We start from the raw sequence: 15,654 nt of genomic DNA, 5'->3' as shown, positions 1-15,654 counted from the left end.
GCGTCACATGCAGCGTCCCGGTTACTTCTTCTTGACCTCGACGTCGGTCCAGATCGCCTGGCGGTAGGTGTCGAACTTCACGTTCTGCACGTTGTTCGAGTAACCGCCGAGGGTGTGGTCGAAGAACAGCGGGATGGAGGGCATCGTCTCCGTCAGCTTCTTCTCGGCCTGGCCGTAGAGCTTGTTCGACTCCTCGATGGTCTTGGCACTGTTGGCCTGGTCCATCAGCTTGTCCAGCTCGGGGTCGGAGAAGCCCATGTCGTTCGCGCCGGCACCGGTGCGGTACTGCTCGGAGATGAAGTTGGAGATGTTCGGGAAGTCCTGGACCCACGCCATACGGAAGGCGCTGTCCATCTTCTTGCCGGTGATCTCGTTACGGACCTGCTGGAAGGTGGGGCGCGGCTGGGCGGCGCAGTTCACGCCGGTGTTCTGCTTGATGTCGTTGCAGACCGCCTCGGCCCAGTCCCGGTGGCCGCCGTCGTTGTTGAAGGTGATGGTCATCTTGTTGCCGGGGACGCCACCGCCTTCCTTGATCAGCTGCTTGGCCTTGGTCGGGTTGAACTTGCAGAACTCGCCGCAGGCGTCCTTCGTGTAGCCCTCGACGACGGTGGGCACCCAGCCGGTGGCCGCGTCGTAGGCGTCCTTCAGGACGGTCTTGACAATGGTTTCGCGGTCGATGGCCATGGACAGGCCCTGACGGACCTTGGCCTTCTCGGGCTTGCCCCACTCCTTGTCGTACAGGGGGAAGGCGATGGTGGTCTGGCCGCCGTACGGCTCGTTGACGGCGCGGTCACCGAGGTCGGCCTTGAACTTGCTGGTCGCCGAGTTCGGGACCTTGTACATGATGTCGACCTTGTCGGAGACCAGGTCGTTGTAGGCGCTGTCGTCCGTGTTGTAGAACTTGAAGATCACGCCGCCGTTCTTGGGCTTGTCCACGCCCTGGTAATCGGCGAACTTCTTCGTCTTGAACTGGACCTTGTGCTCCCAGTTCCCGTCCTGCTGGTACGGACCGTTGCCGATCGGGTGCTCACCGAACGCCTTGGTGTCCTTGAAGAACGCCTTGGGCAGCGGGAAGAAGGCGTCGTAGAACAGCCGCTCCTTGAAGGTGGAGACCGGCTTCGACAGCTCGATGGTGAACTCGTGGTCGTTGACGACCTTCAGACCCGACATCTTGTCGGTCTCGGGGTCACCCTCCTTGGGGTGCACCTCCTCGTAGCCCTTGATGAACTCGAACCAGGAGGCGTTCAGCTGGGCGTTCTTGGCGTTGGCGCCCCAGTTCCAGGCGTCCACGAAGGAGGAGGCCGTCACCGGCTCGCCGTTGTGGAACTTCCAGCCCTTCTTCAGCTTCACCGTGAAGTGCTGGTTGTCCGTGGACTCGATGCTCTCGGCATTCTGGTAACGCAGCTTGCCCTTGGCGTCGAAGTCGACGAGACCGCGGAAGAGGTTCTTGATGATGTAGCCGCCGCCGACCTCGTTGGAGTTGGTCGGGATCAGCTCGTGCTGCGGCTCGGTGTTGTAGTAGGTGTACGTGCCGTTGGGGTCAACGGCCGCCTTGTTGCCACTACCACTGCCGCCGCCGCACGCCGTGGCGGTCATCGCCACGACAATCGCACCTGCGACCCAGGTGGCGCTCTTGGCACCGCGCATGGGACTGCCTCCTCATGAGTCCATTCACTTCATGGAAAGGAGCTGCCCGCAGCTGACACCCCTGACAGCCAGCGACCAGCCCCTGCTGCTCGTGAGTCGGCGCTCCCCACAGCGCGTGACCCATTGACCCGAGCTCAATGCACCCCAGTCTCAGTCACGTTCGCCCCATAAACCACGTGTAAGGGGTCTCGGTTTGGTCACATCCGGTTCCCAGGAGTTCGGAATCCGGACAAACCAAACCATCCAGACGGTAACGAAACGGACCGTCGGTGCACCACATGATGATCTACGTCCGCAATTCGGACTCACCATGGCCGGATCGCAACCGGAATCCCGTTGACGCGGTGATCAAGAATGCGCTAGCCGGTCCGCCGTACCGGTAAACGGAAAGCGCCCCACCGGATCGGAAATCCGGTGGGGCGCTTTCGGAGCGTAATCGCCGGGCGGGCGCCGGGCGTCACCCGGTGTGACGGGGCGGCCGCGCGGCGGGCGTCAGCGCTTCGCGCGCGAAGCGGTGCGGCCGCGCTCCTTCTGGTCCAGGACGACCTTGCGGATACGCACGGCCTCCGGGGTCACCTCGACGCACTCGTCGTCGCGGCAGAACTCCAGCGACTGCTCCAGGGAGAGCTTGCGCGGCGGCACGATCGCCTCGAAGGAGTCCGCGGAGGAGGAGCGCATGTTGGTGAGCTTCTTCTCCTTGGTGATGTTCACGTCCATGTCGTCGGAGCGCGAGTTCTCACCGACGATCATGCCCTCGTACACCTCGGTGCCCGGCTCGACGAAGAGCACGCCGCGCTCCTGGAGGTTGGTCATCGCGAAGGCGGTGACCGCACCGGCCCGGTCGGCGACCAGCGAACCGTTGTTACGGGTGGTCAGGGTGCCGAACCAGGGCTCGTGGCCCTCGTGGATGGAGTGCGCGATACCGGTGCCGCGGGTGTTGGTCAGGAACTCCGTACGGAAGCCGATCAGGCCACGCGACGGGACGACGAACTCCATGCGGACCCAGCCCGAGCCGTGGTTGGACATGTTGTCCATCCGGCCCTTGCGCACGCCCATGAGCTGGGTGACCGCGCCCATGTGCTCCTCGGGCACGTCGATCGTCATGCGCTCGACGGGCTCGTAGGTCTTGCCGTCGACCTCCTTGGTGACCACCTGCGGCTTGCCGATGGTCATCTCGAAGCCCTCGCGGCGCATCTGCTCGACCAGGATGGCCAGCGCCAGCTCACCGCGGCCCTGCACCTCCCAGGCGTCGGGGCGCTCGGTGTCCAGCACGCGCAGCGAGACGTTACCGATCAGCTCGCGGTCCAGACGGTCCTTGACCTGGCGGGCGGTGACCTTGCGGTCCTTGACCGCGGCCTTGGCGTCCGCGCCCTTGCCGGTGCCGCCACGGCCGACCAGCGGCGAGGTGTTCGTACCGATGGTCATCGAGATCGCGGGCTCGTCGACCGTGATCAGCGGCAGCGCGACCGGGTTCTCCGGGTCGGCCAGCGTCTCGCCGATCATGATGTCGGGGATACCGGCGACGGCGCAGATGTCGCCGGGGCCCGCCACCTCGGCCGGCTTGCGGGTCAGCGCCTCGGTCATCATCAGCTCGGTGATGCGCACGTTCTGCACCGAGCCGTCGCGCTTCATCCACGCGACGGTCTGGCCCTTGCGCAGCTCGCCCTGCTCGACGCGGAGCAGCGCGATACGGCCGAGGAAGTTGTCCGCGTCCAGGTTGGTGACGTGCGCCTGGAGGGGGGCCGACTCGTCGTACTCGGGGGCCGGGACGGTCTCCAGCAGCGCGCTGAAGAACGGCTCCAGGTTGGTGCTGTCCTGCGGGACGGTGCCGTCCTCCGGCTTGGTCAGCGAGGCGATGCCGTCACGGGCGCAGGCGTAGACGATCGGGAACTCGATCTGGTCCTCGTCCGCGTCCAGGTCCAGGAACAGGTCGTACGTCTCGTCGACGACCTCGGCGATCCGCGAGTCCGGGCGGTCGGTCTTGTTGATGCACAGGATGACCGGCATCTTCGCGGCCAGCGCCTTGCGCAGCACGAAGCGGGTCTGCGGCAGCGGGCCCTCGGAGGCGTCCACCAGCAGCACGACCGCGTCCACCATCGACAGACCGCGCTCGACCTCGCCACCGAAGTCGGCGTGGCCGGGGGTGTCGATGATGTTGATGGTGATCGGATCCCCGCCGTCCTTGGGGTGATACTTCACCGCCGTGTTCTTGGCGAGGATCGTGATGCCTTTCTCACGCTCCAGGTCGTTCGAGTCCATCATGCGCTCGTCGAGGTTCTCGGCGGCGTGCGCGGCGAACGAGCCGGCCTGCTTGAGCATGGCGTCGACGAGGGTCGTCTTGCCGTGGTCGACGTGGGCGACGATGGCGACGTTACGAATGTCGTGGCGCGTGGGCATACTGCGGCGCTTCTCCCGGATCGTGGATGGCTGCACGTACGGTCCGGTACGTGTGCCTGCCGGGCATGAAGACGCCACGGCCTCACCCCATGGTACGGGGCGACCGCGGCTTCGGCCGCCCCCGGGCGCTCAAACCATCTCTGACCTGCGGTGATGTGTAATCGAACGGCGACTGTACGCCGGGGGCCCACGTGCGCTTCACCCGGGTGCCACCCGTCCGTCACGCCCCGTGGCCGGTCACTTCCGGTAGCCGATGTCCGCGAAGCGCGGCGTCGCGAAGCCGAAGGCGCCCGCGTTCACCAGGTCCTCCTTCACCGCGACGACCTCCGGCCGCTGGTAGAGCGGTACGGAACCGGCCGCCGCCCAGATCCGCGCGTCCGCGCGGTCGACCAACTCGCGGGAGGCGTCCTCGTCCAGCTCCGCGGCCGCCTGGTCGAAGAGCTGGTCGATGTGGTCGGTGCCGACCCGGGTGTAGTTCTGCTCGACGGTGAGGCTGCCGTCGGCCGCTGGCTGCGGCTTGGCGTAGATCGGGCGGCCGTCGGTGGCCGGGTAGGCGGAGGCGGGCCAGGTGTAGAGCGCCAGGTCGAAATCGCCGGCCGCGATGTGGTCCTCGAAGTAGCTCGCGTCCGGCACCTTCTGGACGGCGGTCTGCACCCCGATCCGGGCGAGCATTCCGGAGATCCGGCCGGCCACCGTCCGCAGCCGCTCGGAGCCCGGTCCGTCGGGCAGCACGAAGCGCAGCACCAGCGGCTTGCCGTCCTTCTTCAGGGCCGGGACCGGGCCGTGGGCCGCGGGATCCGCCCGGAAGACGTCCACCGGGGCGGCCAGCCCCGCCTCGACCGGCTTGCCGTCGGCCGCCCGGCCGCGGCCCGCCTGCTCCGCGCCATGGCCCGGACTGCCGGGCGCCGGGGCCACCTCGATCATCTCGGCGGCGCTCAGCGCGCCGGCCGCCAGCATCTCGTAGCGCCGGTAGTCCGCGTACGCCGCGACGGTGGTGTCCCCCTCGGCCTGCGTACGCCGCTGAGCGGCCACCTCCTTGTAGAAGAAGCCGCTCTGCCGCAGCAGCGTGGCCCGCTGGAGGTCGGCGGCCCGCACCCCGGCCGAGGACAGCGGCGTCGTCGGTACGGCGGCCACGCGCTCCACGTCGCCCGCCTTGCCGTCGTCGGCGTCCGCCTTCTTCTCCGCCTGCTGCCCGGGCTTCTGCGGCTGCGCCGAGCCCCCGCCCGGCGCCCGCCAGCCCGCGTCCGCCAGCAGCGCCCGCGCGGCCGTGGCGTCCGGCCCGCCGAGGGCGCCGCTGTGGTCCGTGTACCCGGGCTGGGCCGCCATCAGCAGGTGGCTGCCGAGCGGCCGGTTCGGCAGGCCGAGCGGCTTGAGTACGGAGTCGGCGAGCTGCCGGCGGTCCACGGCGCGGGCCACCGCGCGGCGCACCCGGTCGTCGTCGAGCGGGCCGGTGCTGCCGTTGAGGGCGAGCTGGGTGTAGGCGGGTTCGAGGGCCTTGCGGACGGTGTAGCGGCGCAGGGCGTCCCGCTCGGCGGCGGACACGGGGCGGGGCGGGGCGTCGTCACCGCCCGCGGCCGGGGAGCGGCCGCTGCCGGCGTCCTCGACGCGTCCGGCCTCCGACGCGCCGTCCGGCGCTCCGGCGCTCGGGGATCCGGCGCTCGGGGATCCGGCACCAGGCGATCCGGCGCTCGCCGACCGGGACGCCGCGGGCTTGCGCGCCGCGATGATCCGCTGGGCGTCGGCGGGATCCACCTCGGCCAGGTCGGCCTTCCCGTCGGCCAGCGCCGCGGCCCGCTGCGCGCGGGGCAGCGCGGTCAGCACGATGCGGTCCAGCTTGGCGGGCGCTCCCCACCACTTCGGGTTGCGTACGAGGGTGAGCGTGCCGGCCTGCCCGTCCCGCTCCCGTACCGTGAACGGCCCGGCCACCGCTTCGAGCTGTTCGCGCGCACCGTCGTTGAAGGCGCGCGCGTCGCCCGTCACGCTCTTCGGGTACAGCGGCGTGAACAGCGACTTCCAGTCGGCGTACGGCTTGGTGAAGGTGACCTTGACCTCGTGCGCGCTGCCGCCCCGCTCGACCTTCTCGATGCGGTCGTACCCGGCGTTGCGCGCGCTCCAGTACGCGTTGTCCTTGCCGTTCAGCGCCTTCCACTGCGCTGCGAAATCCTCCGGCCCGAGGGCCCGCCCGTCGCTCCAGCGCGCCTTGGGATTGAGCTTGTACACGACGGTCTGCCGCGGCTCGCGGTCGGTGACGTCGGCGGCGTCCAGGTAGTCCGCGTTGCGCTGCGGCCGGCCGCGCTCGTCGAGGGAGAAGAGCCGGGGCAGTACGGCGTCGGTGACGCGCCGCGTGCCCGCGTCCGCGCGCGCCTGGAAGGCGTTCAGCGTCCCGGGCAGGGCGTCCACCGCCCAGCGCAGTGTGCCGCCCTGGCGCACCTTGTCACGGGCGGTGACGGAAATGTCCTGGGCGCCGGGGCCGGCCTCCCCGTCGTCGTCCGCTCCGCACCCGGTCAGGACCGGCAGCGGCAGCAGCACTCCGGCAGCGAGGAGCGCGGCACAGCGGCGCCTGCGGCAGGCCGCGCCGCCTGAGCTGACGGGGTGGGTCATCACGGTTACCTCCGGGGCTCGCCCGCGCCGCGCGCCGCCGCGGCGGGCCGCGGGGCCACGGATCACGTTCGGCCGACTTTGCGGCTCATCACATCTATGGCTCCACCACTGAAGGGGACCGGCCGCCGCCGCGGCGGGCGACACGTCGGCCACCGCCGCGAAGGCCACCCGCCCGGCCCAACCGCCGGTGCGCGCGCGGCCCCGCAGGGCAGGCGGCGCGGATTCCCCTGGCCGCCCCCGCCGGCGGGGAACGGGAGGGCGTACGGGCCCCGCGCCCGCGGGCGTACGCGCCGCCGTACAAAAGCACGCCCGCCGGCCCGGACCGACGGCGCACACCCGCCGAAACACGCCGGTCCGGTTCCGCAATCGCGGCAGATCCCTTCCCAATCGCGACTGTGACGCGCGACACTCGCAGGCGCACGCCGCTGTGCCCGGACGGGTCCGGGCGGGCGGCGAGGGCGCGCCGACCACACCCGCGGAGGTGAGGCAAGTCATGTCCTTGCAGGACGATCTGACGGCAGCTCAGCGCAGTCTGGACGACCTGGAACGGTCGGTCGGGCGACTGGAGGCACAGGTCGGCGGCGGCCTGGACATCCGGCGCGTACGCAGCGACACGGACCATCTGCGCGAGAGTCTGCAACTGCTGCGGGACGGCGCGGCGGACGCGCCCGCCGGGCGGCCCGCGTACGGCTCGGGCACCCGTTCCGGCCGCGCGCCGGTGCCCGCGCCGGAGATGGTGACCATCCCGGACGCGCCGTACGACACCGCCCTGTGGGCCGACGCGGAGGACGAGGGCCTCGGCGCGCGCGACCGCCGGGCGCCGTAGCCGCACCTCGCTACGGCCACCCCCCGTACCGCCGCACGGCCGCACCCCGAACCGCCGTACCCCCGTCCCGCCGCTGAGCGCCACCCGTCCCACCACCGGACAGCCGTCTACGGAGACCGACGTTGGCCACTGGCACCGAACCCCAACCGCATACCGGAGCAAGCGGCGTGAAGGGCGCGGCCGGACCGCCCGGCACCGGCGTGCACGCCCCCTCGCGCGCTGCGATACCCGCCCGCCACCTGCGCACCGACCGCTGGTGGCTGTACCCGGCCACGACCGCGGCGGGCCTGTTCGCCTTCGTCGTGTACTCGACGTGGCGGGCGTTCGCGAACGCGGACTACTACGCCGCGCCGTACGTCTCACCGTTCTACTCGCCGTGCCTGGCGGAGAACTGCCACCCGATGCGCGGCGGCCCCAACTGGGACGTCTTCGGCAGCTGGTGGGGCCTGTCCCCCGCCCTGCTGATCCTGATCTTCCCGCTGGGCTTCCGGCTGACCTGCTACTACTACCGCAAGGCGTACTACCGCGGCTTCTGGGCCTCCCCGCCGGCCTGCGCGGTCGCCGAGCCGCACAAGAAGTACACCGGCGAGACCCGCTTCCCGCTGATCCTCCAGAACATCCACCGCTACTTCTTCTACTTCGCGGTGATCGTCGCGGGCATCCTCACCTACGACACGGTGCTCACCTTCCGGGACGCGCACTACGCATGGGGCCACATGGGCCTGGGCACCCTCGTCTTCCTCGTCAACATCGTCCTCATCTGGGCGTACACCCTCTCCTGCCACTCCTGCCGGCACATCGTCGGCGGCCGGCTGCGGCACTTCTCCAGACACCCGGTGCGCTACCGCCTGTGGGGCTGGGTCAGCAAGCTCAACGCGCGGCACGCGGCGCTCGCCTGGGCGTCGCTGATCAGCGTGGCCGCCGCCGACTTCTACGTCTTCCTCCTGGCCACCGGGGCCTTCGACGACCCGCGCTTCTTCTAGGAAGGGTGCCTTGTGATGACGCAGCTGGACCGGCAGGAATGGGACGTGGTCGTGGTGGGCGCGGGCGGCGCCGGGCTGCGCGCCGCCATCGAGGCCCGTGAGCAGGGCATGCGCACGGCCGTGATCTGCAAGTCGCTGTTCGGCAAGGCCCACACGGTCATGGCCGAGGGCGGCATCGCGGCCAGCATGGGCAACGTCAACGAGGGCGACAACTGGCAGGTGCACTTCCGCGACACGATGCGCGGCGGCAAGTTCCTCAACCACTGGCGGATGGCCGAGCTGCACGCCCGCGAGGCGCCGCAGCGCGTCTGGGAGCTGGAGACCTGGGGCGCGCTCTTCGACCGCACCCCGGACGGGCGGATATCCCAGCGCAACTTCGGCGGCCACGAGTACCCGCGCCTGGCGCACGTCGGCGACCGTACGGGTCTGGAGCTGATCCGCACCCTCCAGCAGAAGATCGTCTCGCTCCAGCAGCAGGACGAGCGCGAACTCGGCTCGTACGACGCCCGGTTGAAGGTCTTCCAGGAGTGCACCGTCACCCGCGTCCTCAAGGACGAGGACCGGGTGGCCGGCGCCTTCTGCTACGAACGCGAGTCCGGCCGCTTCTTCGTCCTCCAGGCGCCGTCCGTGGTCCTCGCGACCGGCGGCATCGGCAAGTCCTTCAAGGTGACGTCCAACTCCTGGGAGTACACCGGCGACGGGCACGCGCTCGCGCTGCTCGCCGGGGCGCCGCTGATCAACATGGAGTTCGTCCAGTTCCACCCGACGGGCATGGTCTGGCCGCCGTCCGTCAAAGGCATCCTCGTCACCGAGTCGGTCCGCGGCGACGGCGGGGTGCTGCGCAACAGCGAGGGCGAGCGCTTCATGTTCGCGTACGTCCCGGACGTCTTCAAGGAGAAGTACGCGCAGTCCGAGGACGAGGGCGACCGCTGGTACGACGACCCGGACCACAACCGCCGCCCGCCCGAACTGCTGCCCCGCGACGAGGTCGCACGCGCCATCAACGCCGAGGTCAAGGCGGGCCGCGGCTCCCCGCACGGCGGGGTCTTCCTCGACGTCTCCACCCGGATGCCCGCCGAGGTCATCCGGCGGCGGCTGCCCTCCATGCACCACCAGTTCAAGGAGCTGGCGGACGTGGACATCACCGCCGAGGCGATGGAGGTCGGGCCGACCTGCCACTACGTGATGGGCGGCGTGGAGGTCGACCCGGACACCGCGGCGGCCACCGGCGTGCCGGGCCTGTTCGCCGCCGGGGAGGTGGCCGGCGGTATGCACGGCTCCAACCGGCTCGGCGGCAATTCCCTGTCCGACCTGCTGGTCTTCGGCCGCCGCGCGGGCCTGTACGCGGCCGAGTACGCGCGCGCCCGCTCCGTACGGCCCGCCGCCGACCCGCTCCAGCTCGACGCCGCGGAGGCGGAGGCCCTGCGTCCGTTCAGCGCCGAGGGGCCCGACGCGCACCACGCGGGGCGGCCCGCCGAGAACCCGTACACCCTCCACCAGGAGCTCCAGCAGGCGATGAACGACCTGGTCGGGATCATCCGCAAGCAGGGCGAGATGGAAGAGGCCCTGGAACGCCTCGCCGATCTGCGCACCCGGGCCCGCCGGGCCGGGGTCGAGGGCCACCGCCAGTACAACCCCGGCTGGCACCTGGCCATCGACCTGCGCAACATGCTGCTGGTCAGCGAGTGCGTGGCGCGCGCGGCGCTGGAACGCACGGAGTCCCGCGGCGGCCACACCCGCGACGACTACCCGGAGATGGACCGCCGCTGGCGCCGGGTCAACCTGGTCTGCGAGCTGGCCGAGGACGGCGCCGACCTCCCCCCGCGCGACCCGGCCGTCGGCCAGATCCGCCTGACCCGGCGGGAGACCCCGCCGATCCGGCCCGACCTCCTGGACCTCTTCGAACGGGATGAGCTGGCGAAGTACCTGACGGACGAGGAACTGACGGCGGGCAGGGCCGCGGCGCCGGGCACAGGGGGCGCGGGCGAGTCGGCGGACGACGAGGAGACGAACCGGTGAGCGCGCAGTCCGACGCCTACAAGGCGCACTTCAGGATCTGGCGGGGCGACGCGGACGGCGGCGCTCTGGAGGACTTCCGCGTCGAGGTCAACGACGGCGAGGTGGTCCTCGACATCATCCACCGCCTCCAGGCCACCCAGGTCCCCGACCTGGCCGTCCGCTGGAACTGCAAGGCGGGCAAGTGCGGCTCGTGCAGCGCGGAGATCAACGGCCGGCCCCGGCTGATGTGCATGACCCGGATGTCGGTCTTCGAGCGCGACGAGACGGTCACCGTCACCCCGATGCGGGCCTTCCCGGTCGTCCGCGACCTGGTCACGGACGTCTCCTTCAACTACACCAAGGCGCGCGAGATCCCCAGCTTCGTCCCGCCGCCGGACCTCGGACCGGGCGAGTACCGGATGGGGCAGGAGGATGTCGGCCGCTCCCAGGAGTTCCGCAAGTGCATCGAGTGCTTCCTGTGCCAGGACACCTGCCACGTCGTCCGCGACCACGAGGAGAACAAGGCCGCCTTCGCCGGCCCCCGCTTCCTCATGCGCATCGCCGAACTCGACATGCACCCCCTGGACGCCGCCCCCGAATCCGGCCTCGACCGCAAACGCACCGCCCAGGAGAACCACGGCCTCGGCCACTGCAACATCACCAAGTGCTGCACCGAAGTCTGCCCCGAACACATCCGCATCACCGACAACGCCCTGATCCCCCTGAAGGAACGCTCGGCCGACCGCAAGTACGACCCGCTGGTGTGGCTGGGCAGCAGGATCCGACGGCGCAAGGAGTGAGGGGAGAGGGGCGGCACGGAAACCTCCGGCCGTTGCCGCACGGTCCGTGAGCGCCGTACGGGACGGCTGCCGACTCCCGCGCGCACAGGGGGTGACGAGCCGCCTACCGGGCCGCTACCGTCGTGAGACCTGGTAACCGGTGGCCCGCTCCGATGACGGGCTCTGCAGGCCGCTCCGCCGCCTCCCCCCACCGACTGGGCGCCCGACCGGCTACCCGCGCACACGGGGGTACCGCCATGGCCAATCCGTACGACCGCCAGTCCTCCTCCTCTGCCGTCCCGGCTTCCCCACCCGCCGCACGTCCGCCCTGGTTCCGGCGCGGCCGGGTCTGGGGGCTGCTCGCCGTGGGCTTCCTATTCGGCGGCTGCGCCGGAGCCCTCGCCGTCGACGGGCAGGGCGCGCGGGACCGCGCGTCCGTCCAAGCCACTGGCCAGGTCACGCCGAGGGCCACGGTGACGGTCACCGCGCCGCCTGTGAAGGCCGCCCGTCCCGCGCCCACCGTGACCGTGACGGAGACCGCGCGGGTGACGGTGACCGCCGCGCCGCCTCCGGCCGCCGGCTCGGCGTCCGGTGGTTCCGGCGGTGCCGACGGCTCCGGCAGCTCGGACGCCGGCCCGGCGGACGTCCGGTACGCCAACTGCGCGGCCGTACGGGCGGCGGGCGCCGCTCCCCTCCACGCGGGAGACCCGGGGTACGGCCGGCACCTGGACCGGGACGGTGACGGCGTCGCGTGCGAGAGCTGACCGGCGGGCCGGGCGGCAGCGCCCCGGGCCCGGTCAGAACAGGCTCAGCAGCGCGTCCGCCGGGTCGGGGAGGGTGGTGTCGCCGTCCGGGAGGGGCAGTTCGAACCAGACGGTCTTGCCGCGGGGGGTGCGGCGGCTGCCCCAGCCGGCGCTGAGGAGGCCGACGAGCTGGAGGCCGCGGCCGCCCTCGTCGGTGTCGCGGGCCCGGCGGCGGCGGGGCTGGGCCAGGTCCGCGTCCCACACCTCGCACACCAGGGTGCGGTCCAGCAGCAGGCGCAGGCGGATCTCGCCGTGGCCGTGCCGCAGGGCGTTGGTGACCAGTTCGCTGACGAGCAGTTCGGTGGTGTCGACGAGGGCCTCCAGGCCCCAGTCCGTGAGCTGGTCGCGGGCCAGCTCCCGGGCGCGGGAGACCGAGCGGGCCTCGGGGGCCAGGTTCCAGTCACCGACGGAGTCCTTGGGCAGGCCGTGCACGCGGGCCATCAGCAGGGCGATGTCGTCCTCGCCGTGCCGGGTGTCCAGGGCGTTCAGTACGTGGTCGCAGACGTCCTCCAGCGGGCGCCCGGCCTCCGACAGGGCCGTCTGGAAGGCGCGCAGGCCCTCGTCCAGCGGGTGGTCGCGGGATTCGACCAGGCCGTCGGTGTAGAGGGCGAGCAGCGCGCCGTCGGGCAGTTCGACCTCGGTCTCCTCGAACGGCTCACCGCCGACCCCCAGCGGCATACCGGGCGGCACGTCCAGCAGCAGGGCGTCCTCGCCCTCCTCGACCAGGACGGGCGGCAGGTGCCCGGCGTTGGCGAAGGTGCAGCGCCGGGTGACCGGGTCGTACACGGCGTAGACGCAGGTGGCGAGGTAGACCTCGGAGAGGTCGGCGGTGCCGGAGCCGGAGCGCGACGCCTGTCCCGAGGCGCCCGGCCGCGCGTCGGCGGAGGGCGCGGACCGGCTGCGCGGGGCGCGCGCGGTCGTCCGGGCGCCGCCGCCGGTCGCGCCGAGCCCGCGCGCGATCTCGTCGAGCGCGGACAGCACCTCGGCCGGTTCCATGTCGAGCAGGGCCAGGGTCCGTACGGCCGTCCGCAGCTCCCCCATCGCGACGGCGGCGCGCAGCCCGCGCCCCATCACGTCGCCGACGACGAGCGCGGTGCGGTGGCCGGGCAGCTCGATGACGTCGAACCAGTCGCCGCCGACCTCGGTGGCGGTGGTGCCCGGCAGATAGCGGCAGGCGATGTCCAGACCGGCCGCCTCGGGGTCGCCCGGCGGCAGCAGGCTGCGCTGGAGGATCAGGGCGCGTTCGTGCTCGCGGCGGTAGAGCCGGGCGTTGTCGATGCAGACGGCGGCGCGCGCGGCCAGGTCGACGGCGAGGGCGGTGTCCCGCTCGCCGAACGGCTCGCTGCCCTTCGTACGGGAGAACTGCACCAGCCCGACCACCGTGTCCCTGGCGACCATCGGCACGGCGAGCGTCGAGTGCACCACGGCGCCCAGCTCGGCCCGCTCCTCGCCCTCGCGGGCCGGGATGATCTGCGCCTGCGCCGTGCGCAGCGCGCCCGCGCACGGGGAGTTGAACGGGTAGCGGTGGACCGCGCCGACCTCGACCGGTCCGTCCTCGCCCTCCGGCACACCGCAGGTCGTGGTGGCCAGCGGCGCGTCCGAGACGGCGCTGGCGAAGGCGACCCGGCGCAGCTCGGCGCTGCCGTCGGCCATCCCCGGCGGGGCCTCGTCGCCGGTCAGCAGGCCCTGGTAGAGGTCCACGGAGGCCAGGTCGCAGAACTGCGGTACGGCGACGTCGAGCAGCGTGCGGGCGGTGGTCTCCAGGTCGAGGGAGTTGCCGATGCGGGCACCGGCCTCGTTGAGCAGCGCCAGGTTGCGGCGGGCACTGGCGGCTTCGCGTTCGGCCCGGCGGCGGCCGGTCACGTCGGCGGCGAGCGCGGCGACGCCCATGGGGCGGCCGCTGGCGCCGTGCAGGCGGTACAGGGAGACGGACCAGCGGCGGCGGTCGGCCTCTCCGGTCGGGGCGGGCGGCGCGGACGGGGCGGGCAGGACGGGCCGGGACGCCGTACCGGAGGGGGTGGCGGGTTCGGGCGCCGTGGGGGCGGGGATGGTGGGGGCGGCGGGCCGTGCGGCGGCCGGCGCGGGGACCGTACCGACGAGCTGCATCTCGCCGACCGGCTCGCCCGTCTCCAGCACCCGCCGCAGCGCCGCCTGCAGCCGCTCGGCCTCGGAGCGGGGCAGGAAGTCGTGCGGCCGGCCGCCGCGGTACCTGGCCGGGGGCCCGCCGAAGACGGTGGCGAAGCGCTCGTTGACGCGGCGGATCCGCAGGTCCGTGTCGAAGAGCAGGAAGCCCATGGGAGATTGGCCGAAAACGGCTTGGGAGGCGGCGAGGTCGGTCTCGATGCCGCGCAGGGCGCGGACGTCGACGACGAGGCAGACCGCGGCCCGCTCGCCCTGCGCCGTCTCGGACGGCATCACGTAGATCTCCGCGAGCCTGCCGTCCCCGGTGTCCGGCGTGCTGTCCTGGCCGGCGCGGTACGGGACCAGGCCGGTCCACTCCCGGCCGTCCAGGATCTGCGCGACCGTGCGGTGGGCCTGTTCGTGCAGCTCGGGCGGGACGAAGGCGGTCACGGGGTCCTTGCCGACGGCGTCCGCCGCGGGGATGCCCAGCAGCTCGGCGGCGCGCCCGCTCCACCGGTCGATGCGCCCGTCGGGGCCGAGGGAGAAGGACCCGACGCGGATGTAGTCGTAGAGGGAGCCGGGCGGGCTGCTCTGCCATATCGGCGGGCCTTCCGGGCCTTCCGGACCCGGCCGGCCCGACGGCCGCGCCGGGCCGTCCGTACCGCCCGGCCCGGCAGGCCGCGCGGGTCCTGCCCCGCCAGATGACTTCTCGCTCACGAGCCCCGTCCCCTCCAGCTCATCGTGCCCGGACCGGACAGGCCGAGTATCCAGCACCGCGGCTATCCGGAACACGGTCTTCACGATCACAGCACAGTCTCGATCGCAGGCCGTCCACAGAATGTCAATGAAACGGCAACGATCAGGCCGCCACCAGACTCCTAACCCGCCACAGACAGCTCGAACCACACTGTTTTACCTGTCCTGCCGTGTCGGGTGCCCCAACTCCGTGACGTGCACGCCACCAGCTGCAGCCCCCGGCCGCCCTCGTCCTCGGGGGCCGCGGCGCGCTCCCGGGGCGGGTCGGGCAGCGGGTCGGACACCTCGACGAGCAGGCCGCCCCCGCTCTTGAGGACGATACGCAGCCCGATGGGGCCGCTGGCGTAGCGCAGGGAGTTGGTCACCAGCTCGCTGACGAGCAGGACGGCCAGGTCGACGACGGCCTCCAGGCCCCAGTCCTGGAGCGTCTCGCGGACCATGGCACGGGCGGTACGGGCGGACCCGGGCTCGGCCGGAAAGCTCCATTCGGCGAGCGGGGAACCGGAGATCATGCCGCGTCGGGGCGCGTAGGGGGAGGATTCGGGGGCCCCTGCCGCTGCGCTGTCGCTCACGCCGATCACTTCCCAGCCCGATGCGAACACCCTCCGGATTGTCCGTGTTGAGGGGGTAAACAGCACATACCCGGTATCAGCGCATCAATATCGCCCTCAATGGCGCACTGTGGCACAAACGGCGTACTGAAGCGGACGGGGCCGGAGCGCGTACGCCTCGGGCGCGGCGGC

10 protein-coding genes are annotated in these 15,654 nt (G+C 71.7%); 5 read left to right on the top strand and 5 right to left on the bottom strand.

The window, feature by feature from the left end; genetic code table 11:
* Positions 1-21: 21 nt before the first annotated feature.
* The 3 genes from AB0L45_RS03935 to AB0L45_RS03925 all read right to left on the bottom strand — a co-directional run bounded on the left by AB0L45_RS03935 (position 22) and on the right by AB0L45_RS03925 (position 6,645).
* Positions 22-1,647 (bottom strand): ABC transporter substrate-binding protein, encoded by a 1,626-nt coding sequence (locus AB0L45_RS03935; protein WP_365835818.1) that lies wholly within the window; start codon positions 1,645-1,647, stop codon positions 22-24.
* Between the two features lie 492 nt (positions 1,648-2,139).
* On the bottom strand, positions 2,140-4,044 hold the full coding sequence (typA, locus tag AB0L45_RS03930) for a translational GTPase TypA (protein WP_365835816.1): 1,905 nt from the start codon (positions 4,042-4,044) through the stop codon (positions 2,140-2,142).
* A gap of 237 nt (positions 4,045-4,281) precedes the next feature.
* Positions 4,282-6,645 (bottom strand): ABC transporter family substrate-binding protein, encoded by a 2,364-nt coding sequence (locus tag AB0L45_RS03925; RefSeq protein ID WP_365835814.1) that lies wholly within the window; start codon positions 6,643-6,645, stop codon positions 4,282-4,284.
* A 493-nt stretch (positions 6,646-7,138) separates the two neighbouring features.
* Here AB0L45_RS03925 and AB0L45_RS03920 point away from each other — a divergent pair, with 493 nt between their 5' ends.
* The 5 genes from AB0L45_RS03920 (at position 7,139) to AB0L45_RS03900 (ending at position 11,995) form a co-directional block, all read left to right on the top strand.
* Positions 7,139-7,471: a hypothetical protein gene (locus AB0L45_RS03920; RefSeq protein ID WP_365835813.1), complete on the top strand. Its 333-nt coding sequence runs from the start codon at positions 7,139-7,141 to the stop codon at positions 7,469-7,471.
* Positions 7,472-7,593: 122 nt separating this feature from the next.
* Positions 7,594-8,454, top strand: coding sequence for a hypothetical protein (locus AB0L45_RS03915; RefSeq protein WP_365835811.1), 861 nt, complete (start codon positions 7,594-7,596; stop codon positions 8,452-8,454).
* 15 nt (positions 8,455-8,469) lie between these two features.
* Positions 8,470-10,473 (top strand): fumarate reductase/succinate dehydrogenase flavoprotein subunit, encoded by a 2,004-nt coding sequence (locus tag AB0L45_RS03910; protein ID WP_365835809.1) that lies wholly within the window; start codon positions 8,470-8,472, stop codon positions 10,471-10,473.
* Entirely contained in the window at positions 10,470-11,252 is a 783-nt protein-coding gene (locus AB0L45_RS03905) for a succinate dehydrogenase/fumarate reductase iron-sulfur subunit (protein WP_365835807.1), read from the top strand. The genes AB0L45_RS03910 and AB0L45_RS03905 overlap by 4 nt, the downstream gene beginning before the upstream one ends.
* Positions 11,253-11,488: 236 nt before the next feature.
* A complete protein-coding gene (locus AB0L45_RS03900) occupies positions 11,489-11,995 on the top strand; it encodes an excalibur calcium-binding domain-containing protein (RefSeq protein ID WP_365835805.1) in 507 nt (168 codons plus the stop codon).
* 33 nt (positions 11,996-12,028) lie between these two features.
* Here AB0L45_RS03900 and AB0L45_RS03895 read toward each other — a convergent pair whose 3' ends face one another.
* Together AB0L45_RS03895 and AB0L45_RS03890 are read right to left on the bottom strand one after the other, a co-directional pair.
* Positions 12,029-14,755: a SpoIIE family protein phosphatase gene (locus AB0L45_RS03895; RefSeq protein ID WP_365836339.1), complete on the bottom strand. Its 2,727-nt coding sequence runs from the start codon at positions 14,753-14,755 to the stop codon at positions 12,029-12,031.
* 278 nt (positions 14,756-15,033) lie between these two features.
* Positions 15,034-15,423 carry an ATP-binding protein gene (locus AB0L45_RS03890; RefSeq protein ID WP_365836337.1) on the bottom strand — a complete coding sequence of 130 codons (390 nt, stop codon included), beginning with the start codon at positions 15,421-15,423 and terminating at the stop codon, positions 15,034-15,036.
* Between the last annotated feature and the right edge of the window lie 231 nt (positions 15,424-15,654).

It is taken from the genome of Streptomyces sp. NPDC052496 (assembly GCF_040679095.1).
GTDB lineage: Bacteria > Actinomycetota > Actinomycetes > Streptomycetales > Streptomycetaceae > Streptomyces.
The sequence above is the reverse complement of the archived record's forward strand: the minus strand, read 5'-3'. Positions and strand labels throughout refer to the sequence as shown.

Bases quoted from the DNA above. Each gene is read 5' to 3' on its own strand.
- AB0L45_RS03935 (WP_365835818.1), bottom strand. From the start codon at position 1,647: ATGCGCGGTGCCAAGAGCGCCACCTGGGTCGCAGGTGCGATTGTCGTG.
- typA (WP_365835816.1), bottom strand. From the start codon at position 4,044: ATGCCCACGCGCCACGACATTCGTAACGTCGCCATCGTCGCCCACGTC.
- AB0L45_RS03925 (WP_365835814.1), bottom strand. From the start codon at position 6,645: ATGACCCACCCCGTCAGCTCAGGCGGCGCGGCCTGCCGCAGGCGCCGC.
- AB0L45_RS03920 (WP_365835813.1), top strand. From the start codon at position 7,139: ATGTCCTTGCAGGACGATCTGACGGCAGCTCAGCGCAGTCTGGACGAC.
- AB0L45_RS03910 (WP_365835809.1), top strand. From the start codon at position 8,470: ATGACGCAGCTGGACCGGCAGGAATGGGACGTGGTCGTGGTGGGCGCG.
- AB0L45_RS03900 (WP_365835805.1), top strand. From the start codon at position 11,489: ATGGCCAATCCGTACGACCGCCAGTCCTCCTCCTCTGCCGTCCCGGCT.
- AB0L45_RS03890 (WP_365836337.1), bottom strand. From the start codon at position 15,423: ATGATCTCCGGTTCCCCGCTCGCCGAATGGAGCTTTCCGGCCGAGCCC.